An 18,319-nucleotide genomic window follows, 5' to 3' on the forward strand; every position below is an offset into this window, starting at 1 on the left:
TTGCAATTCGCTTGTCAGAGAGTCGGATAGTGTCTCAGTGTCCGATGGAAAAAGTATTCCTTCTGACTGATGACTGATGACTGATGACTGATGACTAATGACTACTGACTACTGACTACTGACTACTGACTACTGACTGCTGACTACTGACTATTCTCTTGCGTGTGCTGCAACTCTTTGACAACCGAGATTAAGCGCTTGAGGTGAGGTTTGACAACTTCTTGCTGCTCGTGTTCCAAACGGTGGATTTGAGCTTGGACGATCGACAAATCCGCAGTCGATTCGTGCGCGGGAGCTTGCAGTTGGCTTTGCAGATTTGCCATGACTTTCTGGATTTCCAAAAATCGAGTATTTACTGCTTCCCAGTCGTCTCGCGTGAGAGAAGTTTCTGCCAAGCCTTGCGTGGCGCTTTGCAGTTGCTCTATAGCCTGTTCCACAGCTTCGAGATTCGCCGGTTGGCCTTCTCGAAAATCTTGCAGTTGTTCGCTCACCTGCTGGCGGACATCGAGCACAGCAGACGCTACGATTTCTTGCAAAGAAGCTACCGACTCTCCCAAACTCAGCAACTGCCGCTGGATGTCGATCGACTCCTCAAAGCCTTCTGCCCTAGGCAGTGCAGCCATTTGCTGGCGCAGCGCTGCAATATCTCCTGACAACTGCTTGCGTAATTTAACAATTACCGTCACCGCCGTTTTTTCGACCTTATTTACAGACTTTTGCACTTGAGCCATTTCCGAATTTTGATGCACCCGCACTTGCTGCTCGAACCGATACCGGTTAGCAACATTCAGCGACAAAGCCAAAGTTAGGGGAGCCACCCCATAAAAAGCTTGACCCGACACAGCCACCGCCAGGGAACCCACACCAGAGGCCGCCAGAGAGGCGTATTCTGCCAGCTCCAGCCAGTGCCTTTGAGGAAAAATTGGCCTCAAGTGGTTTCCAACAGAGGGTTTTGGCTTCCGCACGGCTCTTTGAGTCATAGTATTTTCTCGTTGTTGGTAAGGTTGCGAGACTGGGTGGAGCATCGATTTCTATCCTTTTTTCAGTTATATGTTTTAGATTATTTCCTGAAACTCTTCTATTTTTACCTTTGTCAGTAAACTAAGGATGACTGACAAATTATTATGTATTTGGGATCTGACGGCGATCGCGCCCAATTCCGGCTGTTAAAAGGTTCGCCCCAACGCGCTCTCTATTTTACAGGACGCGGGCGCGATCGGGTTCGGGCGATCGACAATAGCTTCCCGGCCCAACCGAACAATGCCTAAGACTATTTTAGATTTTAGATTTTAGATTAAAAATTAAAAAAATGCGACCTACTGAGGGCGATCGTCGTTTGGAGCTTGTCTGGAGTTGCTTTTTTGTGCGCGCATTGGTATAATTTACAGTTTCTCAATTGCCCGGATAAAATTTACTGCAAAAATTGACCGATGAACTCAGAAAAACCAGGAATTGCCGATCGGCTAAAGTCTATTTTCAGTATCGCCATCTTTATCATTCTCGTACTAGGAGTAGGCTTTTTAAGCGTGAATTTTATTTCTGCTCTCTATGCAAAATTTTATTAAAATTAGGACTTAGCACGGGGCCCAGAAACCGGGTTTTTTGCGAAAATATTTCGTCGCAGCCACAGATTCAGTAAAAAACCCGGTTTCTTTAGTCTGAGGGAATCCCGCCAGCGATCGGGACACGGCAATGCCGTTTCCCTACCCGATTAATTGTAGGGAAACGGCACTGCCGTGTCCTGACCGTGGGTAATTTATCATAATTTCAACTGTAAAGATTGTGGTCTGGGTCTAGCCAGACAATAGAAAAAACATTTTCACTAAAAAAGCCATGCACTCTGCCGTATTCATTAGCAGATATTTGAAACTGGTAGGGAACATTTACTAGCTCAGTTTCATTGGGAATGCCAAAGCCATTGGGTTCAGTTGTATTTTTCCAAACTATGCTATGACAGCGCAGACTTTTACTCTGATTATTGATAATTTCTGGAGCATTCAATTGTGACAAATCGCGCAGCCTTCTCAGTAAAGATGCTAGATACTTAGCATCTCTACCGCCAATTGAGAACTTATCTTTATCATCCTGATAATACCTGAAAGAAAAACTAACTCCTTCCGGTATTTTTACATCGAGACGATTGATGCTAGATAAAGATTGCTGGCGACGTATATCTGCTTTCTTAATTTTCTTCGATGACACGGGTTTTGTAAAATTCTCTCATTGATTCCTTGGTAATAATAGCATGAGAAGGTTCATCTTTTGGCAACTCACCTCTAGCATTAATCCAAGGGTCTTCGCGGCGCACCATCAATTCTAACTCATAGGCATCGCAAAAGAAATATTCGTCGGACAACTCGTCTAAAAACTCTTGTACTTCTTCGGGAAACTCTGGTTTTTCGACTTCTTTCAGAATTGGCTTCCAGTCAAATTGTTCTTTGTATTCATAAAATAAAGCCGGGATAGTCGGCCCGTGCACCCAAGCTTCAAAATCTTCCTCAAACAGCGGTGTATCCTCAAATGCTAAATACCATGCTTGGGCGTAGTACAATAGTTTTTGTAGCTTGTGGTTGCTGAGATAGGAGCCTACGTCATTCGCAAACCAGATGTAGTAATCAGCGAGTTTGGAGGCTGTTGTGACTGTAGTTATTGTGGTCATATAACTCGACTCAATAAGTTTTGTATTCTATGATAGCACAGGGCGATCGTTCGATTTTGGATTTTGGATTTTAGATTTTGGTTGCAACTCACATCTTGTACCATTTTTAAGAACAGGCTTTCCGGCCTGTGAAGCGAAGAACTAATTTTTTTGTGGGGAGTAGGGGTTGGGCATCTTGTACCATTTTTAAGAACAGGCTTTCCGGCCTGTTCCACAAACAATTAATTTTCTTGTGGGGAGTAGGGGTTGGGCAGGAGATCCAGCCCATAAAAGACTGATTGAGAATGGTGCAATATCTCAGTTACAACCCTTTGATATATTGCCTCAATGCAGGTGGCAAAGTGTAAAGACTTTCCTGTTTGTCGATCGAGCAGCGCCGCATACTATTTTCAAGAACAGGCTTTCCGGCCTGTTCCACAAACGGTAGTCATGCACAGTAATGATATCGTTTTCTTATGCAAGAATTATAAGCTGTTCTGTATTTAAATTGTCTGTCAAAAAACAATTAAACTCTTGTGGGGTGGGCGTCTCGCCCGCCCTGAATATACAATTTAAATGCGCGACAGCTTAGTGATGTACAAAAGACCTCTTGCAAAAATAATTAGGACGGGCCGGAGATCCCATCCCACAAGAAACAATAACTCTTGTGGGATGGGCCGGAGATCCCGTCCCATCAATTGATGAAAAGGATTTTTGCAAGAGGTCTACTGTGCATCACTACCTGATATCAATTGGTTCCCAGGGTCTGCCTGAGAACCGAGATATAGAGGCTCTGCCTCGGAAGGTTTTAAGGAAATTGGAGGCACAGCCTCCGGATCTGCGTTACCAGGCTCTGCCTGGTAACGAGTAGATACGTCGATCGCACTACAAGTTGATTAAGATGCTCCGAGATTGATTTTGGCGACTTCACCCGCGACAACATTAACTGTTTGTTGAATTTGACTTCCGTCAACTTTCAACTGATAAGTTCCCGGAGAAAGCTCGATCGCCCCAAACCATCCTTTACCATCCGCGCGCAGTTGGCGCACCTTGCCCGCAGCATCGATCGACTGCAATGTCAAGTTCGCACCGTCGCAAGTTCGATCGCACCGCTGCAAATTTCCGGCGATCGCACCTGTAGTCGGCCGCGACTTCCAAGGCATATCGGGAACGGCTGCTGCTGTCGCCCACACAGGCTGAGTTTCATAGGTTTTGCCCGTCGCAGCGTCAACGTATTGACTCGGCTGCGAAAGCGCGGTGTAAAACAAATCGTTGCTTTGGGGAACGTATTTCCAAGGCTGGCGGGGCAAATCTCCGCTGCCGCCCGATCGCAGTTCCACATTCGTGTACACGTTGCTGCTAGCGTAGGAATAGAGCACCGTACCTGCGACGTGATTTCCTTTCGCAGACGGCTGTTCGGCGCGGCGAATCTGGCCTAGAGTGTCTTCGATGTAGTTGAGGTAATTGCCGGGGCCGATCGCAATTTGGCGGTTGTACTGGTGGTCTTTGGCGTACTCGATCCAGCGGTCGTAAGCGAGTTTTTGCGATCGTTTGTACTCGCGCTGGTAAGTCATCGGCATCGCCATGTCTACGATCCCTTCTTCCAGCCAAGCGCGCCAATCTTGCAATACTTCTTTGTAAGGCTGCGTTTGATACCACGCTGCATCGTTTGTTGGGCCGTCGCCCCAGGCGATCGTGGCGGCGGTAATTTTAACACGCGGTTTGATTGCAAGGCTTTCTACATAAAGCTTCCGCACTAAATTTGTCACCTGATCGCGCCGCCACTGCATCCACGCGGGATCGGTGGGTGCGGGTTTGCCCGATCGACCTGTTTGCTGATTGAAACGGGCGATCGCAGTCGGATTGTAGCCCCAAGTCGGCCCGCCGTAGCGGACGTAATCCAACTGTACGCCGTCCACATCGTAGCGCTTCAGCAAGTCCAAATAGACGGAAACAGTATAATCTACGGCGTCTGGATGGCCGGGATCGAGGTAACCGGGTGCTTCGCCGCTCGAAGTCAGCATCGCCCAATTGTTGATTCCCGGGGCATTGGGCCCGTGTTGTTGCCAAACGTGACCGGCGGGAAGTTTGCCGCCGGAAACTACAGGCATCGTGACCATCCAAGCGTATACTTCAATGCCGGCGGCGTGGGCTTTGTCAATCAAATCTTGCAGTGGGTCGAAACCCGCTGGAACGTTGGGATCGAGGGTGCGGGGTTCGATCGCACTCGTGTAAAAAGCATCGCCACGGCGGCGGACTTGGGCGACGATCGCGTTGGCATTTGCCCGCTGCGCGTCTGCGATCAATTTTGTGACTTCTTGAGGCGTTTTGAAGCCGGGGTTGAAGGCGTCCACCCAGAAAGCGCGAAATTCGGCGGTTTGGGTTTGCGGGGGCATAAGTGCGATCGCCCGGGAGGGGAACCAGTTTGATAACCAACCAGGAGTCAGCAGAAAACTAATTGTTAAGCCAATCAGGAACAAGCTTGACAAAAAGAATGTTTTGGTATTTCGCATCAGAAATGTGTGAGAGAGCGTTTAACAGTCCTTTACGGACTTTTGGTTTGAGCGTCCGCTTGATATTTTCGCACAATGGTACATTAAGTGGGCAAATAAGTAAATAGTTGAGTAATACCGCTGGGAGAGTCGAGAATGAGATTAAAATTGACCTCGGCAAAATGGGCGATATTTTCCGATCTTTCAATATAGCGGTTGAGCCAGTAAATTGAATCCGCTACACCACTTAACATTGTTTTACAGGCTAAATAGGGTTTTAATGATTTTCATTTTGGCTGTATCAAGGCCGCATTCAAGCTTAGCAATTGGAGTTAGGCTTTTCCACTTGCCTTTATTCGCGTTGAAAATAGCATCTGCTGTTTTTTCTGCATCAATATTTTCAAAGCCTCCTATTTTATTAGTGTATAAGTAATTGAGACGATCAAAAATTTCATCTCTAGATGCACGTTTCACGCTAACTGCTTCAGGCGGTGGCGGCGGTGGCGCGAGTGGAGCAGGCGGCGAGAGATAGAATACTTTTGCTAAAGCATCTAACTTTTTACCCTTAGTAATGGAACATTTTAAGCTGGTAACAGGGTTAAAGTTTGACCAGGTTTCTCGATTGGCTGCTGAAATGCGATTAGTCGCTACAATGACATCCAATCCCTTCAATGCACTTCCGGGTTCTGCAGCCAAATATCTAAGTGCAGCAAGAATAGTATCTCTTGATGCTGTGCTAAGGTTAACTTTGGGTATTACTTCCCTTGCCAAAATTTTAGCTTGCTCAATGTTTTTAGATTCGGCTTCAATGATTATGCACCAGACTCGCTCTAGTTCAGCTTGTTGAGCGACTGCATAAATAAAGGAATTGCTGACTACTTGATATTGATAATCACCTGTTTCTTTAACAATCACAGGAATCCAATTGTGTCCGCCACCTTGCAGAACTGCCTCGGCTGCGGCGGTGATGATAAACTCAGATTCAGAGCATGGTTCCCCTGGTTCAATATCAGCTAATGGCAGGTGCATCAGCTTACCGATGTCATCATACTTACTCATTCTAAGAAATACTCCTTAATTAGACCCGAATAGTGTTCTAAAGCGATCTTGTTGAGAAAGACAGCGGGAATGTGAGAGAAGGCAGCATTAGCAACAGTAGCATAACTGGGAATACTAAAGATAGTTTTAATATCTTTTCCACTTGTAGATTTAGGCCAATAATATGGTAGCAGATCAAAACCATCTTTTTTAGCTTGATTAATTATTTTTCCAATTTCCTGATTTGCTGTCTGAAGGGCAGGATCTGTGAGCTTCTCTCCATTGAAAAAGATTGGTAGGGCAATTGGCCCACCATCTGCTCTTACTTGTTTAATTTCAGGAATAAACTGCGTAATCACCCTAGCTGCATTGTGTAGTGAGGCTAATCCATTATGCTTGGTAGGGATGAGAACAACATCAGAGGCATAAACACTGCTTTGGCTGAAAAATAACCATTGGGTAGGACAATCAATCAATATGTAATCATATTTTAAAACAAAAGGTTTAAGGATATCTCGCAATCTTTTTGCACCTTTTTGAATTTTTGATTCAGCTAGACGCTGATCGGTAAAGTCTTCCATGTCCTCACTTGATGGAATCACGTCAAAAAAATGTAGAATTTTTCCGGGCTTGTCAATGTGAGTAAAAGGAACCACTGTTTTGTTAACATCTGCTTTTGTATCAGTCAAACAGTCAGATAAAGTAATAGTTCCTACGTCTAGCCCAAGAGTTCTAGTTAAATCTCTTTGTGAATCAAAATCAACTACTAGAACCTTCTTTTTCTGTTTTCGCAAAATTGCTGCTAAATTGAGCGTTGTTGTCGTTTTGCCCACTCCTCCTTTATTGTTATAGATACAAACCGTCAATGCCTGGGGCGGGTTGTCAATCAAAGATTTGATATGTTGGACAATGGCACTAATATTACTTTTGTTAATCAGAGTGCAAGCAGTTGCTGGAATTACAACTTTCCCATGCCTCCGAAATAACTGGATATGAATGCCATTAGTAATAATGCCCCATTGAGCCGTTTGGCAGTTAGGAGATAGCAGATATCTTTTAATCTGTTCCCTAGACTCGTTATATTTGGGAGTACCTTCCGCTAAGTTAATTTTAGCTCCTGTCGCTATTGCCCGTCCCTTGCCTTCAACAAGTAAGTAGGGAGCGACAGGAGAGAACAAAAATTTCTCACTCTCAGTATTTTTACGCGCTGCGAAATCTACTTTCTGAGCACCCTGACCTGTTGGAAACTGTGGAAACTGGTCATTTTTAGTGAATCCAAGTGCTTCTATTAGAACCGACACAAATTGAGAGTTGACGATCGCTTCAATGGCATTCTCTGGAATGCTATCTAAAACTTGACCCCAGTTGATAGTTGTCATCATTTACAGTTAGATACTTAAGGAAAATCATAACGCTTGGTTTGAGTTTGTGTCATCGTTAGCTACCTCCCGATCTAGCTATATGAACAGTCAACATACTTTTGGATAAGTTATATATTTTCTAGTGCGCTTGACATTTTCGCACATCGGTGCAATTTTGGGCGACAATACACTGAACTGGCGATCGGCAACATCACCTAATTTTCTGGATACTTTCTTGAACTGTGAAGGATACGGAGAATTTCTACGTTTTCTTCTTTTACTCGATAGATGATGAGATAAGAGGTATTGGAAATGACAAGTTCTCTAGTAGCTTCTACGCGACCAACTCGACCCATAAAAGGAAACTCTGCGAGTTGACCTACAGCACCCTGAATCCTTAAAATTAATTGCCTTGCTGCCTCTGGATCGTCTTTAACAATATATGCGTGAGCCTGTTCTAGATTTCGCAAAGCTTGTCGCAGCCACTTAATTTTCATTGGTCAATTTGACAAAAACTGCTTGGACTTCATCATCGCTGGCAAAGTCTCCAGCTTCGGCCTCGGCAACGCCTTTATTAATCTCATCAAGCAGCCATTGATAGATGTCTAGGTAAGAAGCGATCGCTTCGTTCAAAACATAAGTTAAATCGCGATCGGTGACAGTAGCGATCGCCTTCAGCGCCTCTTTTTTTTCGCTATCAAGGAGAAATGTAAAACTTTCTTGACTCATGGCTGCCCTTTGCTGTTATGGGAAGAGAGTAAACTGGTAATATGATAGCGTATAGATTCCTATTTTGGCGAAAATAAACTGAACTCGCGATCCTCTTCGAGGGCTTCGCGATCGCACTTTTTGAACAAATGATAGTACCGCACTTTCAAACGCTAGCCCTTCCAGGTAACAGCTACTCAACTGCAAGCAATTTACTCGATCGAGTAGATGGCTGGCGCCAAGAAGCAACCCGAAAGTTGCAGCAAAGCCAGAGGGGAGAAAAGGGACAATTTTTAACACCTTCCTCAGTCGCAAGTTTGATGGCGGGAATGTTTGAATTTAACTGTCCCGATATATCGCTTTTAGATGCCGGTGCAGGAATTGGTTCCCTGTTAGCAGCCGTTGTTTGCGAACTTTGCCAGCGCCCAAACAGACCGCGTAGCCTGCACGTTACAGCTTATGAAATTGACCTTATTTTGATAGAATACCTCAAGCAAACTTTAGAATTATGCAGTATAGAATGTCAGCATTTTGGGATATCTTTTACCTGTGAGGTTCGCGAAATTGATTTTATTCAAGACAGCGCCGATATGTTGCAGCCCAATCTATTTACACAACCAGTAAAACGGGAATTCACCCATGCAATTATCAATCCTCCCTATGCCAAGATAGACGCTAAATCCCAAGCCCGAACCTTGCTGCGTTCTATAGGAGTAGAAACCAGCAATCTCTACGCTGGCTTTACAGTTGCTGCTGCTCACCTGCTCAAACCAAACGGTGAATTAGTGTCGATTACTCCCCGCAGTTGTTGCAACGGTTTATACTTTCGAGATTTCCGCAAAGTATTCCTTCAAATGATGGCTTTACGCCAAGTCCACATCTTTGAATCCCGACAGTTGCCATTTCGCGATGATGCGGTGCTGCAAGAAACTATTATTGTGCGCGCCACCAAACAAATAGAACAGCCAGATACTGTACTAATTACCTCAAGCAGCAGCGTGGGCGACGACCTGGTTTTGTCTCACCAACTGCCCTATACCGCCCTAATTAATCCCAATGATTCCGAGCAATTTATTCGGATTTTACCGGATTCTGTCAGCCAGAAAGTAGTCGAGCAAATGGCTCAATTTACTTGCACACTAGAGGAACTAGGCTTAACAGTTTCTACCGGAAAAGTTGTAGATTTTCGCGTTCGCTCTGACTTGCGGCTAAAAGATGAAAACGGTACAGTTCCGCTGATTTATCCCGCACACTTCTCGGCTGGCGGTGTTGAATATCCCACCGCAACGAGAAAGCATCAAGCTTTAGCTATCACGGAAAAAACTGCTGCACTCCTCGTACCTAACGAACATTATGTTTTGAGCAAGCGCTTCTCGTCAAAGGAAGAGAAAAAGCGAATTGTTGCAGTTGTCTGGGATGCCAATAAAATTAATAGTTCTCGCGTTGGTTTTGAGAACCATTTGAATTACTTTCACCAACAAGGACGCGGATTAGACCTCACCCTGGCGCGTGGATTAGCCGTTTATCTAAATTCGAGTTTGGTAGATGCGTTTTTCCGACTGTTCAACGGACACACTCAAGTTAATGCTACGGATTTACGCAATTTGAAGTATCCTAATCTAGAGCAATTACTTTTACTTGGCGCTCAAATAAGTGAAATATTTCCTACACAGCGGGAGATTGATAAACTTGTCGAGAGACAACTGCTGAACGCAACAAATCCGTTAGAAAATAGCCCGATGACAATCAAGAACCGTATTGATGAATCTCTAGAAATACTTGCAGCACTGGGTTTTCCAAAAGATCAGCTTAACGAACGTTCAGCTTTAACCCTTCTGGCTTTGCTTGACCTCAAGCCAAAGGATGCTTGGGAATCGGCAAAATCTCCACTTTTGGGAATCACACCAATTATGGAATTTATGGATCGGCAATACGGTAAAAAATATGCACCAAATACTCGGGAAACTGTGCGCCACCAGACGGTGCATCAGTTTCTCGATGCAGGTTTAATTGTTGTTAATCCTGACAGTCCAGAACGTCCGGCGAACAGTCCAAAAACCGCATATCAGATAGAAGAAAGTGCTTTGGAACTGCTGCGAACTTATGAGAGTTCTGACTGGGACAAGAATGTTCGCGCTTACCTCGTCCATTTTAACGGAGAAAATCTTTTGCAGGTTTATTCAAAAAATGAAAATAGTTTTGAGTCTGAATGATGCTAAAATGCACTATTTATATGGCTGCCACTGGCATCGGAATGGCATATACTGTGATGCCAGGGGTTGAATTGACCGGAATTGTCGATCGCACTCAGTAAATCAAATAAGTAACTAGGTAAAATATCTCTGCAATGGAAAAAAAGCATAACGCTGGATTGTGGGTATCAGTATTATACTTCGCTCAAGGTCTCCCTTACACCGTCGTTAATTTAATGTCGGTGATTTTTTTGAAAGGTATGGGAACCAGCAACGAATTGATCGGATTGACAAGTCTGTTGTCTTTTCCTTGGGTTTTAAAAGGTTTGTGGGGGCCAGTTGTTGATTTGTATTCCACCAAACGCAAATGGATTTTAACAACCGAAATCATTTGTGCTTTTCTGTTTGCTTTCCTAGCTTTTGGCGTATTGACGCCGGCACCGATTATTATATCGCTTGTCATCTTTACCGCGATCGCATTTGTATCCGCTACTCACGACATCGCCATTGACGGATTTTATTTAAACACTCTCAATAAAGACCAGCAAGCCTTGTTTGTCGGGGTTCGCAACACGGCTTATAGAGGTGCTGTCATTGCCGGCAGCGGTATATTGGTTTTCTTCGCCGGGAAACTGGCCGAACAGCATTTAGTCACCGGAAATACAGGCGACACCAAAATATATCAAGACATTCCGCTGTCACTTTTCGGTTCGGATTTTAGCGTGTCTGCGCTTAACTACGGATGGGCGACAGCCTTTGGCATTTGTGCGATTATGTTTGTGCTGATATATCTCTTTCAGCGGTGGTATCTTCCCTATCCTAGAAATTACGATCTGGAATCCGGCGCCCCCCAACAAACAACAAGCTTTATCGAAGCATTTAAAACATATTTTCAGCAGGATAAAATTGGTTGGATTGTTACTTATGTCTTGATTTTTAGGTTAGGCGATGCCTTGACGTTTAAAATGGCTCCTCCATTTTTGATGGATAAAGTTGAGAAAGGAGGATTAGCAGTTTCTACATCGGACATGGGTCTGTTATCGGGTACTTTAGGGGTAATGTTTCTGTTAATTGGAGGTTTACTGGGCGGCTATTTAATTGCAAAACAAGGATTGAAAAAATGGATGTGGCCGACGGCAATTCTGCAAAATTCGACTAACGTGCTGTATTGGCTGTTGGCAATCAATCAACCGGGTATTGAATGGGCTTATGCTGTAAACTCGATCGAGCAATTTACTTACGGACTTGGCGTAGCTGCCTATACAGTGTTCTTGATGCGGACTGTCCGCCCTGAATACGAAGCATCTCACTATGCAATTACAACGGCTTTTATGGCCGCAGGAGTGCTGATTCCGGGCGTTTTTAGCGGCTACTTGCAGGCGAATCTCGGCTATCAAAATTATTTTTTGATGAGCGCGCTGGCTGTGATTCCCGGTATGCTGACTATTTTCTTTCTGCCCCTAGAAGATGAGAAAAAATTAGCATCCATGCCCAGGCCAGGACTGGACGATTTCGATTAATATCAAGTCCGGTCGCTATAATTATAATATCCGGGCGGGGGCGGGTTTACCAAAATCTGCACTACTTTTTCGAGATTCGGGCGAACCTGCCCCTACAGGAATATGGATGTTTTTAATCACTAACTGGTATAAATTGTGCGTGCCTTCATAAGATAAAATCAGGACACAACATTGTTGTGTCCCTACCGAATACCTGTATTGCCAGCCGCCAACTAAATTGAAATAAAATCGCTAGCTGTTAGCGGACTCCTTGGAATGCCAGGAATACTGGCAAGAAGTTCGCCGTTACTGGCAATTTCGATCGTCGTTGAAATCTCGCCTTCAGTAACTTTCAATTGGTTGAAGCTCAAACCTCGGCTCAAACCGATTAAATCTTGACCCTTTTGAAAGTCTATAAGTGTGTCTGTACCGGCGCCTATTCCTAACACCAATACGTCGCGTCCAGCGCCACTAATTAAGAGATCCGCACCCACTCCACCAATGAGCGTATCGTCTCCTTCTCCACCGTTCAAATTGTCATCCCCTTTGCCACCGAATAGCTGGTCGTTGCCGGCGCCACCGCTGATAATATCGTTGCCTTTGTTGCCGCTGAGAGTGTCGTTTCCTCCATTGCCAATGATAATATCGTCCCCTGCAAAACCTGATGCTGTATTGTTGGCATCGTCGCCTACTAATTGGTTATTTTGGGATGGATCGAGAGCAGTTTGCATTGCCACAATGTTTCCTAAAAAGGAGCTTCCCGGAGCGGTTCTTAATTGTTCTAAACTGCTGCGCGACTGCAGCGATGTTCCCAATGCCGGCAGTGCAAAGTCTAAGCCAGCTAACAGCTCTAAATAATCTGAATCTGTGAAAGTGAAATCCGGGCGGTTCAACTGGTCTACAGAGATTTCGGCCTGAGTTAAGCCGGGAGGAGGAGCAGTTAACAAACCGCTTTGGGTGTGCTTGTCCAACACCAATAGCGGGTCAATAATCGGGTTAGTAAATGTTTGCAAAACTACTTTGCCCGGGATAAAAGCTTCTCCTCCCAAACTAACAAAATCGCCGCTAACTATGTAGTGAGTTACATTTTTTCCGGCGCCGGCTTTCTGCTTAAATGTATTGACTGTACTCTGAGCAACTCCGGGAGAATTGAAGGTGACAACATCTCCGATCGCAGATGTAAATTCGGTGGCGGCTAGTTGCGTTATGGCGCCGCCCAAGCTGTGTCCGAGAAGGTCGGGTGGCAAGCGCCTGGGGTTTTTTGCTGTGTCTTGACCGATTTGTGTCAGCCAATTTCCTAATGCCTGTTTGTTGGCTTCAAATTGGTTGAAACCGGTGCCGCGCTTGTCTGCGTTGGCAATATCGTCTACGGGCGAGTCAGTGCCGCGAAATACCAAAACAGGCGGTTTGTCTGGGGTGGTGGAAATTAAGCCGATCGCGTGAAATCCAGTCCCGGGATCGTCAAACGTGCGATCGATTTGGTAGCCAGCAGCCACCAAACCAGTTTGAACTAAAGTTTGAAACTGAGGGTTATTATCTATGTAAACAAGTTGCTTGGCTATAGTTTCGTAAGTGGCGGGTGAGGAAGGCATATTTTTTTATTTCCTTTCGTTTGAGTGGGAATTAGTTTTTAAGCTACTTAACTAAGTTTACAATAAATACAGTTTATTGACAATATTAATTTTTCCTATTGCGTTGCTTTGTACGGGCAGGTTTAGCCAACATTTTTTTTGATACAAAACAATCTCGCTACAAAACCAGCCCGCTTCCGTGCCACCCAAACTACCAATTTTTCTCGCACTAAAGCTACACAAAATCTACCCGCGTCAAATCGCTTGCCACTACGCCTCTGAGAGTAGCAAGAATTTCCCCAGTAATCGGGATAGTAATTAAAGCTCCGTCCACACCTTGGCTGATTCTAATTTGAGGAAAAGTTAGACCCCGCGACAGTGCAATTAAATCTTCACTATCTTGAAAATCTACAATCACATCTGCTCCGCCACCGGATTCCAATACAAAGCGATCGCGCCCCGCACCACCAATTAAAAAATCGTTGCCAAACTCGCCGGAAATCAAATCGTTTCCGTCGCCACCCTCCAAATAATCGTTATCTCTGCCGCCGTACAAGAAGTCGTCGCCAGCGCCGCCGCTGATGCTGTCATTACCTCGATTGCCTCTGAGAGTATCGTTACCGCGGTTGCCGATAACTGTATCCTCTCCAGGGCCGCCGGTAGCAGTATTGTTGCGATCGTCCCCCAATAAATAATTCGGTTGCACAGGAGCTAAACCGTACTGCATTTGTCTGATTAACTGCACAAAAGAAAATTCTGGTGCTGTTCTCAAACTCTCTGCACCGGCTCTGGTTCTGATTGCTATTGATACATTTGGCAGGGCAAAATTTAGTGCACCGATAAATTCGTTAAAATCTGAGTCGTTGTTGTTATAAGAAAAGTCGGGACTGTTTAAGTCTTCGACGGAAATTTGCCTCTGGAAAAAACCCGCTGGCGGAGTAGTTAACAAATTTTCACTTCGATGTTTTGCCAAAACAGTTAAGGGATTAATACTCGGGTCTGTAAAACTTTGGATAAATACTTTTCCCGGCAGAAATGCTTCGCCAAACAAGCTGACGAAATCTCCGCTGACAATGTAGTGATTGACATTTTTGTTGCCGAGCCTGCTGAGATTTTTCCGAAAAGTGTTGAATGTACTCGTTGACACTCCCGGAGAGTTGAAAGTAAAGATATCGCCGGTAATAGATTGGTATTCGGTTGCTACAATTTGAGCGACTGCTCCGCCCCAACTGTGACCGACGACATCGGGCAATAATTTGTTGGGGTTTTTCGCAGTATCTTGACCGATTTCTGTGAGCCAGTTTTTGATGCTATCTTTGTTGTTTTCAAATTCGGGTAAGCCTATGTCCCGAGAATCGGAAAATATAGCGTCGCCGTCGATGAAATCTGTACCTCGAAATACGAGGACGGGCGGTTTTTGGGGATCGGACGAACCGAAGCCGATCGCATAAAAGTTGGTTTCTCGGTCGTCGAATATGCGATCGATATAGTAGCCGTTAGTATCCAGGAAACGCGAAACTTCATTTTCCGCGTTGGGCTTTTGATTCAAAAAAACAATTGATTTAGCCAGAGCTTCATAAACAGCAGGTGAGGCACTCATAATATTATCTTTTGTGTTTGTTGGTATTTGCGATCGCTCAAGCTTGAGCTAATTGTCCAGTGGCAGCCATTATAGCTGACAAGATTTGTATGGTACACTTGATAATATCAACTCAAGAATTAAGTTTTTGCGGTTATGGCTATCATTCGTCAATACATTGCTCCATTTATAGCGGTATTAGTATTTTTCGCGGCTCTGGTAGCAGTCAGTGCTCGCATCTTTTTGCCTGGTGACATGGCTGCCCCGGCACCCATTGAGGAAGCGATCCCCCAAAAGCAAGCTGCAGCAGTCAATCCAATTTTCTTGGGGCTAAATTATGCCGCTCTCCGTGTCCGCTGAGCTGATGTCTGCTCAACTAATACCGGGTTACTGGCTGCGATCGGGATCGGGAGTCGATCGGGCAAAACTGGTAAAGTTCCTGCACCGGACTTACCGAGAGCTTTATCCCGATCGGGAATTGGGACATTTGGCTCAAACTGTCGAGCAGTATTTTTCTAACCAGACGCCGGTTTGGTGGGTAGAGTGCCAGAAAAACAGCCAGGAAGAGGCAGAAATTTTGCCCGTGCTGCCCTCGCAGTATCTCAACCCCAAATCTCAAGTCCAAAATCTCAAATCGGTTGTCGGATGTTTGTGGTTGGGAAATGCGATCGACCAAACCACAGGAGCGCGCCACGCTCACATTTTTCTGCTCTACGTAGCACCGGAACACCGCCGTCTGGGGATCGGTGCAGCTTTAGTTATTCATGCTGAAAATTGGGCGCGGGAAAGGGGCGACGGGCAAATTGGTTTGCAAGTTTTTCTGAGCAATCAGCCTGCCATGAATCTCTATCAAAAATTAGGCTATCAGAGCCATTCTGTCTGGATGATCAAATCCCTTTGAAATATAAATTCTACTGGTTGGAAATCAGGACTTTAGTCATTATTCATCCAAATTATGAAGACTGAAGTCCTCAACTACAAACTTAAGTAACAGCAGAGATATTTCTTTGTAGTAACTCATATGTTGCACCATTCTCAATTAGCCTTTTATGAACAGGCTTTCCGGCCCGTTCCACAAGAAAATCTACTCTTTGTGGAACGGGCCGGAGAGCCCGTTCTTGAGAATGGTGCAATATCTCAGTAGTAAGGTACTGCGCGCGCACCCTACAATTATTGACAAGCGAATTTCAAAGGTGGTACCCGCCACGTGATTGATCCGTGGAATCAATCGAAAGCATCTGGAATCTAAAATCCTCAAGCCCCCGCATTGATCCGTGGGGTCAATCTAAAATCTAAAATCTAAAATCTAAAATCGATTGACTGCTGACTGCTGCCAACTGACTGAGTTGCTTAGGAGCATCCTCTGTGCGGTAAAGTTTTTTTATGAACAATAACGACTACCCCAACGCCCTTGATACTGATACGGAACTGGAAAGCCCTTTGGATCAATTTGACGAATCCGAACCCCCGCTGCCAGATCCCGAGGAAATGCTGCCTTTGCTGGAATCCCCGGAACCTCAGCACCGGATGATTGCGGCGCGGGCTTTTTGCGAACTGCAGGACGATCGAGCAATTTCGCATTTAATTAATTTGTTGAGAGACGGTTGCCCCTTGGTGCGGGTGAGTGCGGCCTATGCTTTGGGGCGAAATCCGAGTCCCGATGCCGTGGAACCGCTGATTCTTCAGCTTAACCGCGACTGGAACGGTTACGTTCGCAAAGGGGTAGTTTGGGCCTTGGGAAATTGCAGCGACCACCGCGCTTTGCCATCTTTAATTGATGCTCTGAAAACTGATATTTCGGCGGTGCGTTTGTGGGCGGCGAGTTCTCTGGGTCAAATGGCAAAAGTTGGTTACTATGTGGTGATTGCGGCGATTCCGCCGTTGATTGAATCGCTGCGGCGGGATGCTGTATCTGCTGTGCGGAGCAACTCTGCTTGGGCGATCGGGCAACTGGCGCGGGAATTGCCGAATAATGTAGTGTACGCTGGGGCGATCGACGCTCTGATTGAATCTTTAGAAGAAGATGAAGATATGGGCGTGCGGGAAGATGCTAAATCTTCCCTGTTGCGAGTCGGCGACCCGCGCGGATTGCAGATAATTGAAGACTTAGAAATGGAAGGACTTTTGTGATATAATTACTATCATTAAATACCCCTTACTAATTACCCATTATGGAGTTCATCAACCCTAAGACCGATTTTGGATTCAAAAAAATCTTTGCTTCGCCCCAGAGCAAAGAAGTTTTAATGAGCTTTCTCAATGCTATGCTCTACAACGGAGAGCCAACAATTAAAGACTTAGAAATAATCGATCCATACACCGCACCGAGCATTACTGGGTTAAAAGACACTTACCTAGATGTCAAAGCGAAAATTACAGGCAACAAAACTGTAATTATCGAAATGCAGGTCATCAATGTAGAAGCTTTTACTAAGCGCGTTATATATAATGCAGCAAAAACCTACGCAACTCAACTCAAACCGAGAGAAGGCTACTCAAAATTAAATCCTCTCATCGCTCTCACGATTACAGATTTTATCCTTTTTGAAAATACCGAGAAATTTCTGTCACATTTCGTCTTCAAAGAAGTCGAAGAAAACTTCGAGTATTATAGAGAAATAGAGTTAGTGTTTCTCGAACTCCCTAAGTTTCACAAAAGATTAGAAGAAGTTGAAAATCTGATTCAAAGCTGGATTTATTTCATCAAGAATGCTCCCAATCTCGATCAAATACCGGATAAATTGGCATCAGTACCCGAAATTCAAACAGCTTTTAACATCGCTAACAGGTCTAATTTAAACCTTGACGAATTAGAAGCATTAGAAAAGCGGGAAATGTTCTTTGAAGACCAACGAGGTGCTGTTATTAAAGGGATGCAAGAAGGTCGCCAAGAAGGTCGCCAAGAAGGTCGCCAAGAAGGTCTAATTGAGGGGCAAACAGCTTTAATCTTGCGTCAAATCGCGCGGCGCACTGGCGAAATCCCACCAGAAATTCAAACTCGCATCCAGCAGCTATCTCCCCAACTCTTGGAGGATTTAGGAGAAATCTTGTTAGATTTTACCAGTCAAGAGGATTTGATAGCTTGGTTGGAATCGGTGTCAGGATGAAAGTCTGACGCACCGTAAAAATTAGTAAGGTGCGTCGCCATTTGCAATCTCCAAATTCCATTGAACATCTCATAGCGACGCACCCTACAAATTAGCAGCACAGAATATAGCTAGTAAGGTGCGTCGCCATCTAC

The 18,319-nt window shown here is 44.9% G+C and carries 17 protein-coding genes and 1 pseudogene; 7 read left to right on the top strand and 11 right to left on the bottom strand.

Annotated elements, in window-relative coordinates; all coding sequences use genetic code 11:
- Nucleotides 1–143: 143 nt before the first annotated feature.
- Entirely contained in the window at nucleotides 144–980 is an 837-nt protein-coding gene (locus QUA56_RS00480) for a hypothetical protein (RefSeq protein WP_333351866.1), read from the bottom strand.
- Nucleotides 981–1,124: 144 nt separating this feature from the next.
- Here QUA56_RS00480 and QUA56_RS00485 point away from each other — a divergent pair, with 144 nt between their 5' ends.
- A complete protein-coding gene (locus QUA56_RS00485; RefSeq protein WP_333351867.1) occupies nucleotides 1,125–1,268 on the top strand; it encodes a hypothetical protein in 144 nt (47 codons plus the stop codon).
- 499 nt (nucleotides 1,269–1,767) lie between these two features.
- On the opposite strand, the gene QUA56_RS00490 is transcribed toward QUA56_RS00485, so the two are convergent.
- From QUA56_RS00490 to QUA56_RS00525, 8 genes and pseudogenes are all read right to left on the bottom strand, one after another.
- A complete protein-coding gene (locus QUA56_RS00490; protein WP_333351869.1) occupies nucleotides 1,768–2,202 on the bottom strand; it encodes a hypothetical protein in 435 nt (144 codons plus the stop codon).
- Nucleotides 2,183–2,659, bottom strand: coding sequence for a type II toxin-antitoxin system antitoxin SocA domain-containing protein (locus tag QUA56_RS00495; RefSeq protein ID WP_333351871.1), 477 nt, complete (start codon nucleotides 2,657–2,659; stop codon nucleotides 2,183–2,185). The genes QUA56_RS00490 and QUA56_RS00495 overlap by 20 nt, the downstream gene beginning before the upstream one ends.
- Before the next feature lie 875 nt (nucleotides 2,660–3,534).
- Nucleotides 3,535–5,151: a family 10 glycosylhydrolase gene (locus QUA56_RS00500; RefSeq protein ID WP_333351873.1), complete on the bottom strand. Its 1,617-nt coding sequence runs from the start codon at nucleotides 5,149–5,151 to the stop codon at nucleotides 3,535–3,537.
- A 107-nt stretch (nucleotides 5,152–5,258) separates the two neighbouring features.
- A pseudogene (locus QUA56_RS00505) lies at nucleotides 5,259–5,384 on the bottom strand (alpha-E domain-containing protein); the annotation flags it as partial.
- Between the two features lie 4 nt (nucleotides 5,385–5,388).
- A complete protein-coding gene (locus QUA56_RS00510; protein ID WP_333351875.1) occupies nucleotides 5,389–6,189 on the bottom strand; it encodes a hypothetical protein in 801 nt (266 codons plus the stop codon).
- Nucleotides 6,186–7,550 carry an AAA family ATPase gene (locus QUA56_RS00515; protein WP_333351876.1) on the bottom strand — a complete coding sequence of 455 codons (1,365 nt, stop codon included), beginning with the start codon at nucleotides 7,548–7,550 and terminating at the stop codon, nucleotides 6,186–6,188. Before QUA56_RS00515 ends, QUA56_RS00510 begins: the two co-directional genes overlap by 4 nt.
- A gap of 194 nt (nucleotides 7,551–7,744) precedes the next feature.
- Entirely contained in the window at nucleotides 7,745–8,026 is a 282-nt protein-coding gene (locus QUA56_RS00520; protein ID WP_333252720.1) for a type II toxin-antitoxin system RelE/ParE family toxin, read from the bottom strand.
- Nucleotides 8,016–8,258 (bottom strand): CopG family transcriptional regulator, encoded by a 243-nt coding sequence (locus QUA56_RS00525; protein WP_333351878.1) that lies wholly within the window; start codon nucleotides 8,256–8,258, stop codon nucleotides 8,016–8,018. Before QUA56_RS00525 ends, QUA56_RS00520 begins: the two co-directional genes overlap by 11 nt.
- A 128-nt stretch (nucleotides 8,259–8,386) precedes the next feature.
- On the opposite strand from QUA56_RS00525, the gene QUA56_RS00530 reads away from it, so the two are divergent.
- Both QUA56_RS00530 and QUA56_RS00535 read left to right on the top strand, forming a co-directional pair.
- A complete protein-coding gene (locus QUA56_RS00530) occupies nucleotides 8,387–10,450 on the top strand; it encodes an Eco57I restriction-modification methylase domain-containing protein (RefSeq protein WP_333351880.1) in 2,064 nt (687 codons plus the stop codon).
- 134 nt (nucleotides 10,451–10,584) lie between these two features.
- Entirely contained in the window at nucleotides 10,585–11,949 is a 1,365-nt protein-coding gene (locus QUA56_RS00535; protein ID WP_333351882.1) for an MFS transporter, read from the top strand.
- A gap of 212 nt (nucleotides 11,950–12,161) precedes the next feature.
- Here QUA56_RS00535 and QUA56_RS00540 read toward each other — a convergent pair whose 3' ends face one another.
- Both QUA56_RS00540 and QUA56_RS00545 read right to left on the bottom strand, forming a co-directional pair.
- Nucleotides 12,162–13,520 carry a calcium-binding protein gene (locus QUA56_RS00540; RefSeq protein ID WP_333351884.1) on the bottom strand — a complete coding sequence of 453 codons (1,359 nt, stop codon included), beginning with the start codon at nucleotides 13,518–13,520 and terminating at the stop codon, nucleotides 12,162–12,164.
- 214 nt (nucleotides 13,521–13,734) lie between these two features.
- Nucleotides 13,735–15,099 carry a lipase family protein gene (locus QUA56_RS00545; RefSeq protein ID WP_333351886.1) on the bottom strand — a complete coding sequence of 455 codons (1,365 nt, stop codon included), beginning with the start codon at nucleotides 15,097–15,099 and terminating at the stop codon, nucleotides 13,735–13,737.
- Between the two features lie 135 nt (nucleotides 15,100–15,234).
- Between QUA56_RS00545 and QUA56_RS00550 the strand changes: the two genes are divergently transcribed.
- From QUA56_RS00550 to QUA56_RS00565, 4 genes are all read left to right on the top strand, one after another.
- Nucleotides 15,235–15,438, top strand: a complete 204-nt coding sequence (locus QUA56_RS00550) for a hypothetical protein (RefSeq protein ID WP_333351888.1) — start codon at nucleotides 15,235–15,237, stop codon at nucleotides 15,436–15,438.
- Between the two features lie 4 nt (nucleotides 15,439–15,442).
- Nucleotides 15,443–15,979, top strand: a complete 537-nt coding sequence (locus QUA56_RS00555) for a GNAT family N-acetyltransferase (protein ID WP_333351890.1) — start codon at nucleotides 15,443–15,445, stop codon at nucleotides 15,977–15,979.
- Nucleotides 15,980–16,461: 482 nt separating this feature from the next.
- The gene (locus tag QUA56_RS00560; RefSeq protein ID WP_333351892.1) at nucleotides 16,462–17,208 is read left to right on the top strand and encodes a HEAT repeat domain-containing protein; all 747 of its coding nucleotides are present in this window, start codon (nucleotides 16,462–16,464) and stop codon (nucleotides 17,206–17,208) included.
- 41 nt (nucleotides 17,209–17,249) lie between these two features.
- A complete protein-coding gene (locus QUA56_RS00565) occupies nucleotides 17,250–18,185 on the top strand; it encodes an Rpn family recombination-promoting nuclease/putative transposase (RefSeq protein WP_333351894.1) in 936 nt (311 codons plus the stop codon).
- Nucleotides 18,186–18,319: the final 134 nt, after the last annotated feature.

It is taken from the genome of Microcoleus sp. N3A4 (assembly GCF_036701805.1).
GTDB lineage: Bacteria > Cyanobacteriota > Cyanobacteriia > Cyanobacteriales > Microcoleaceae > Microcoleus.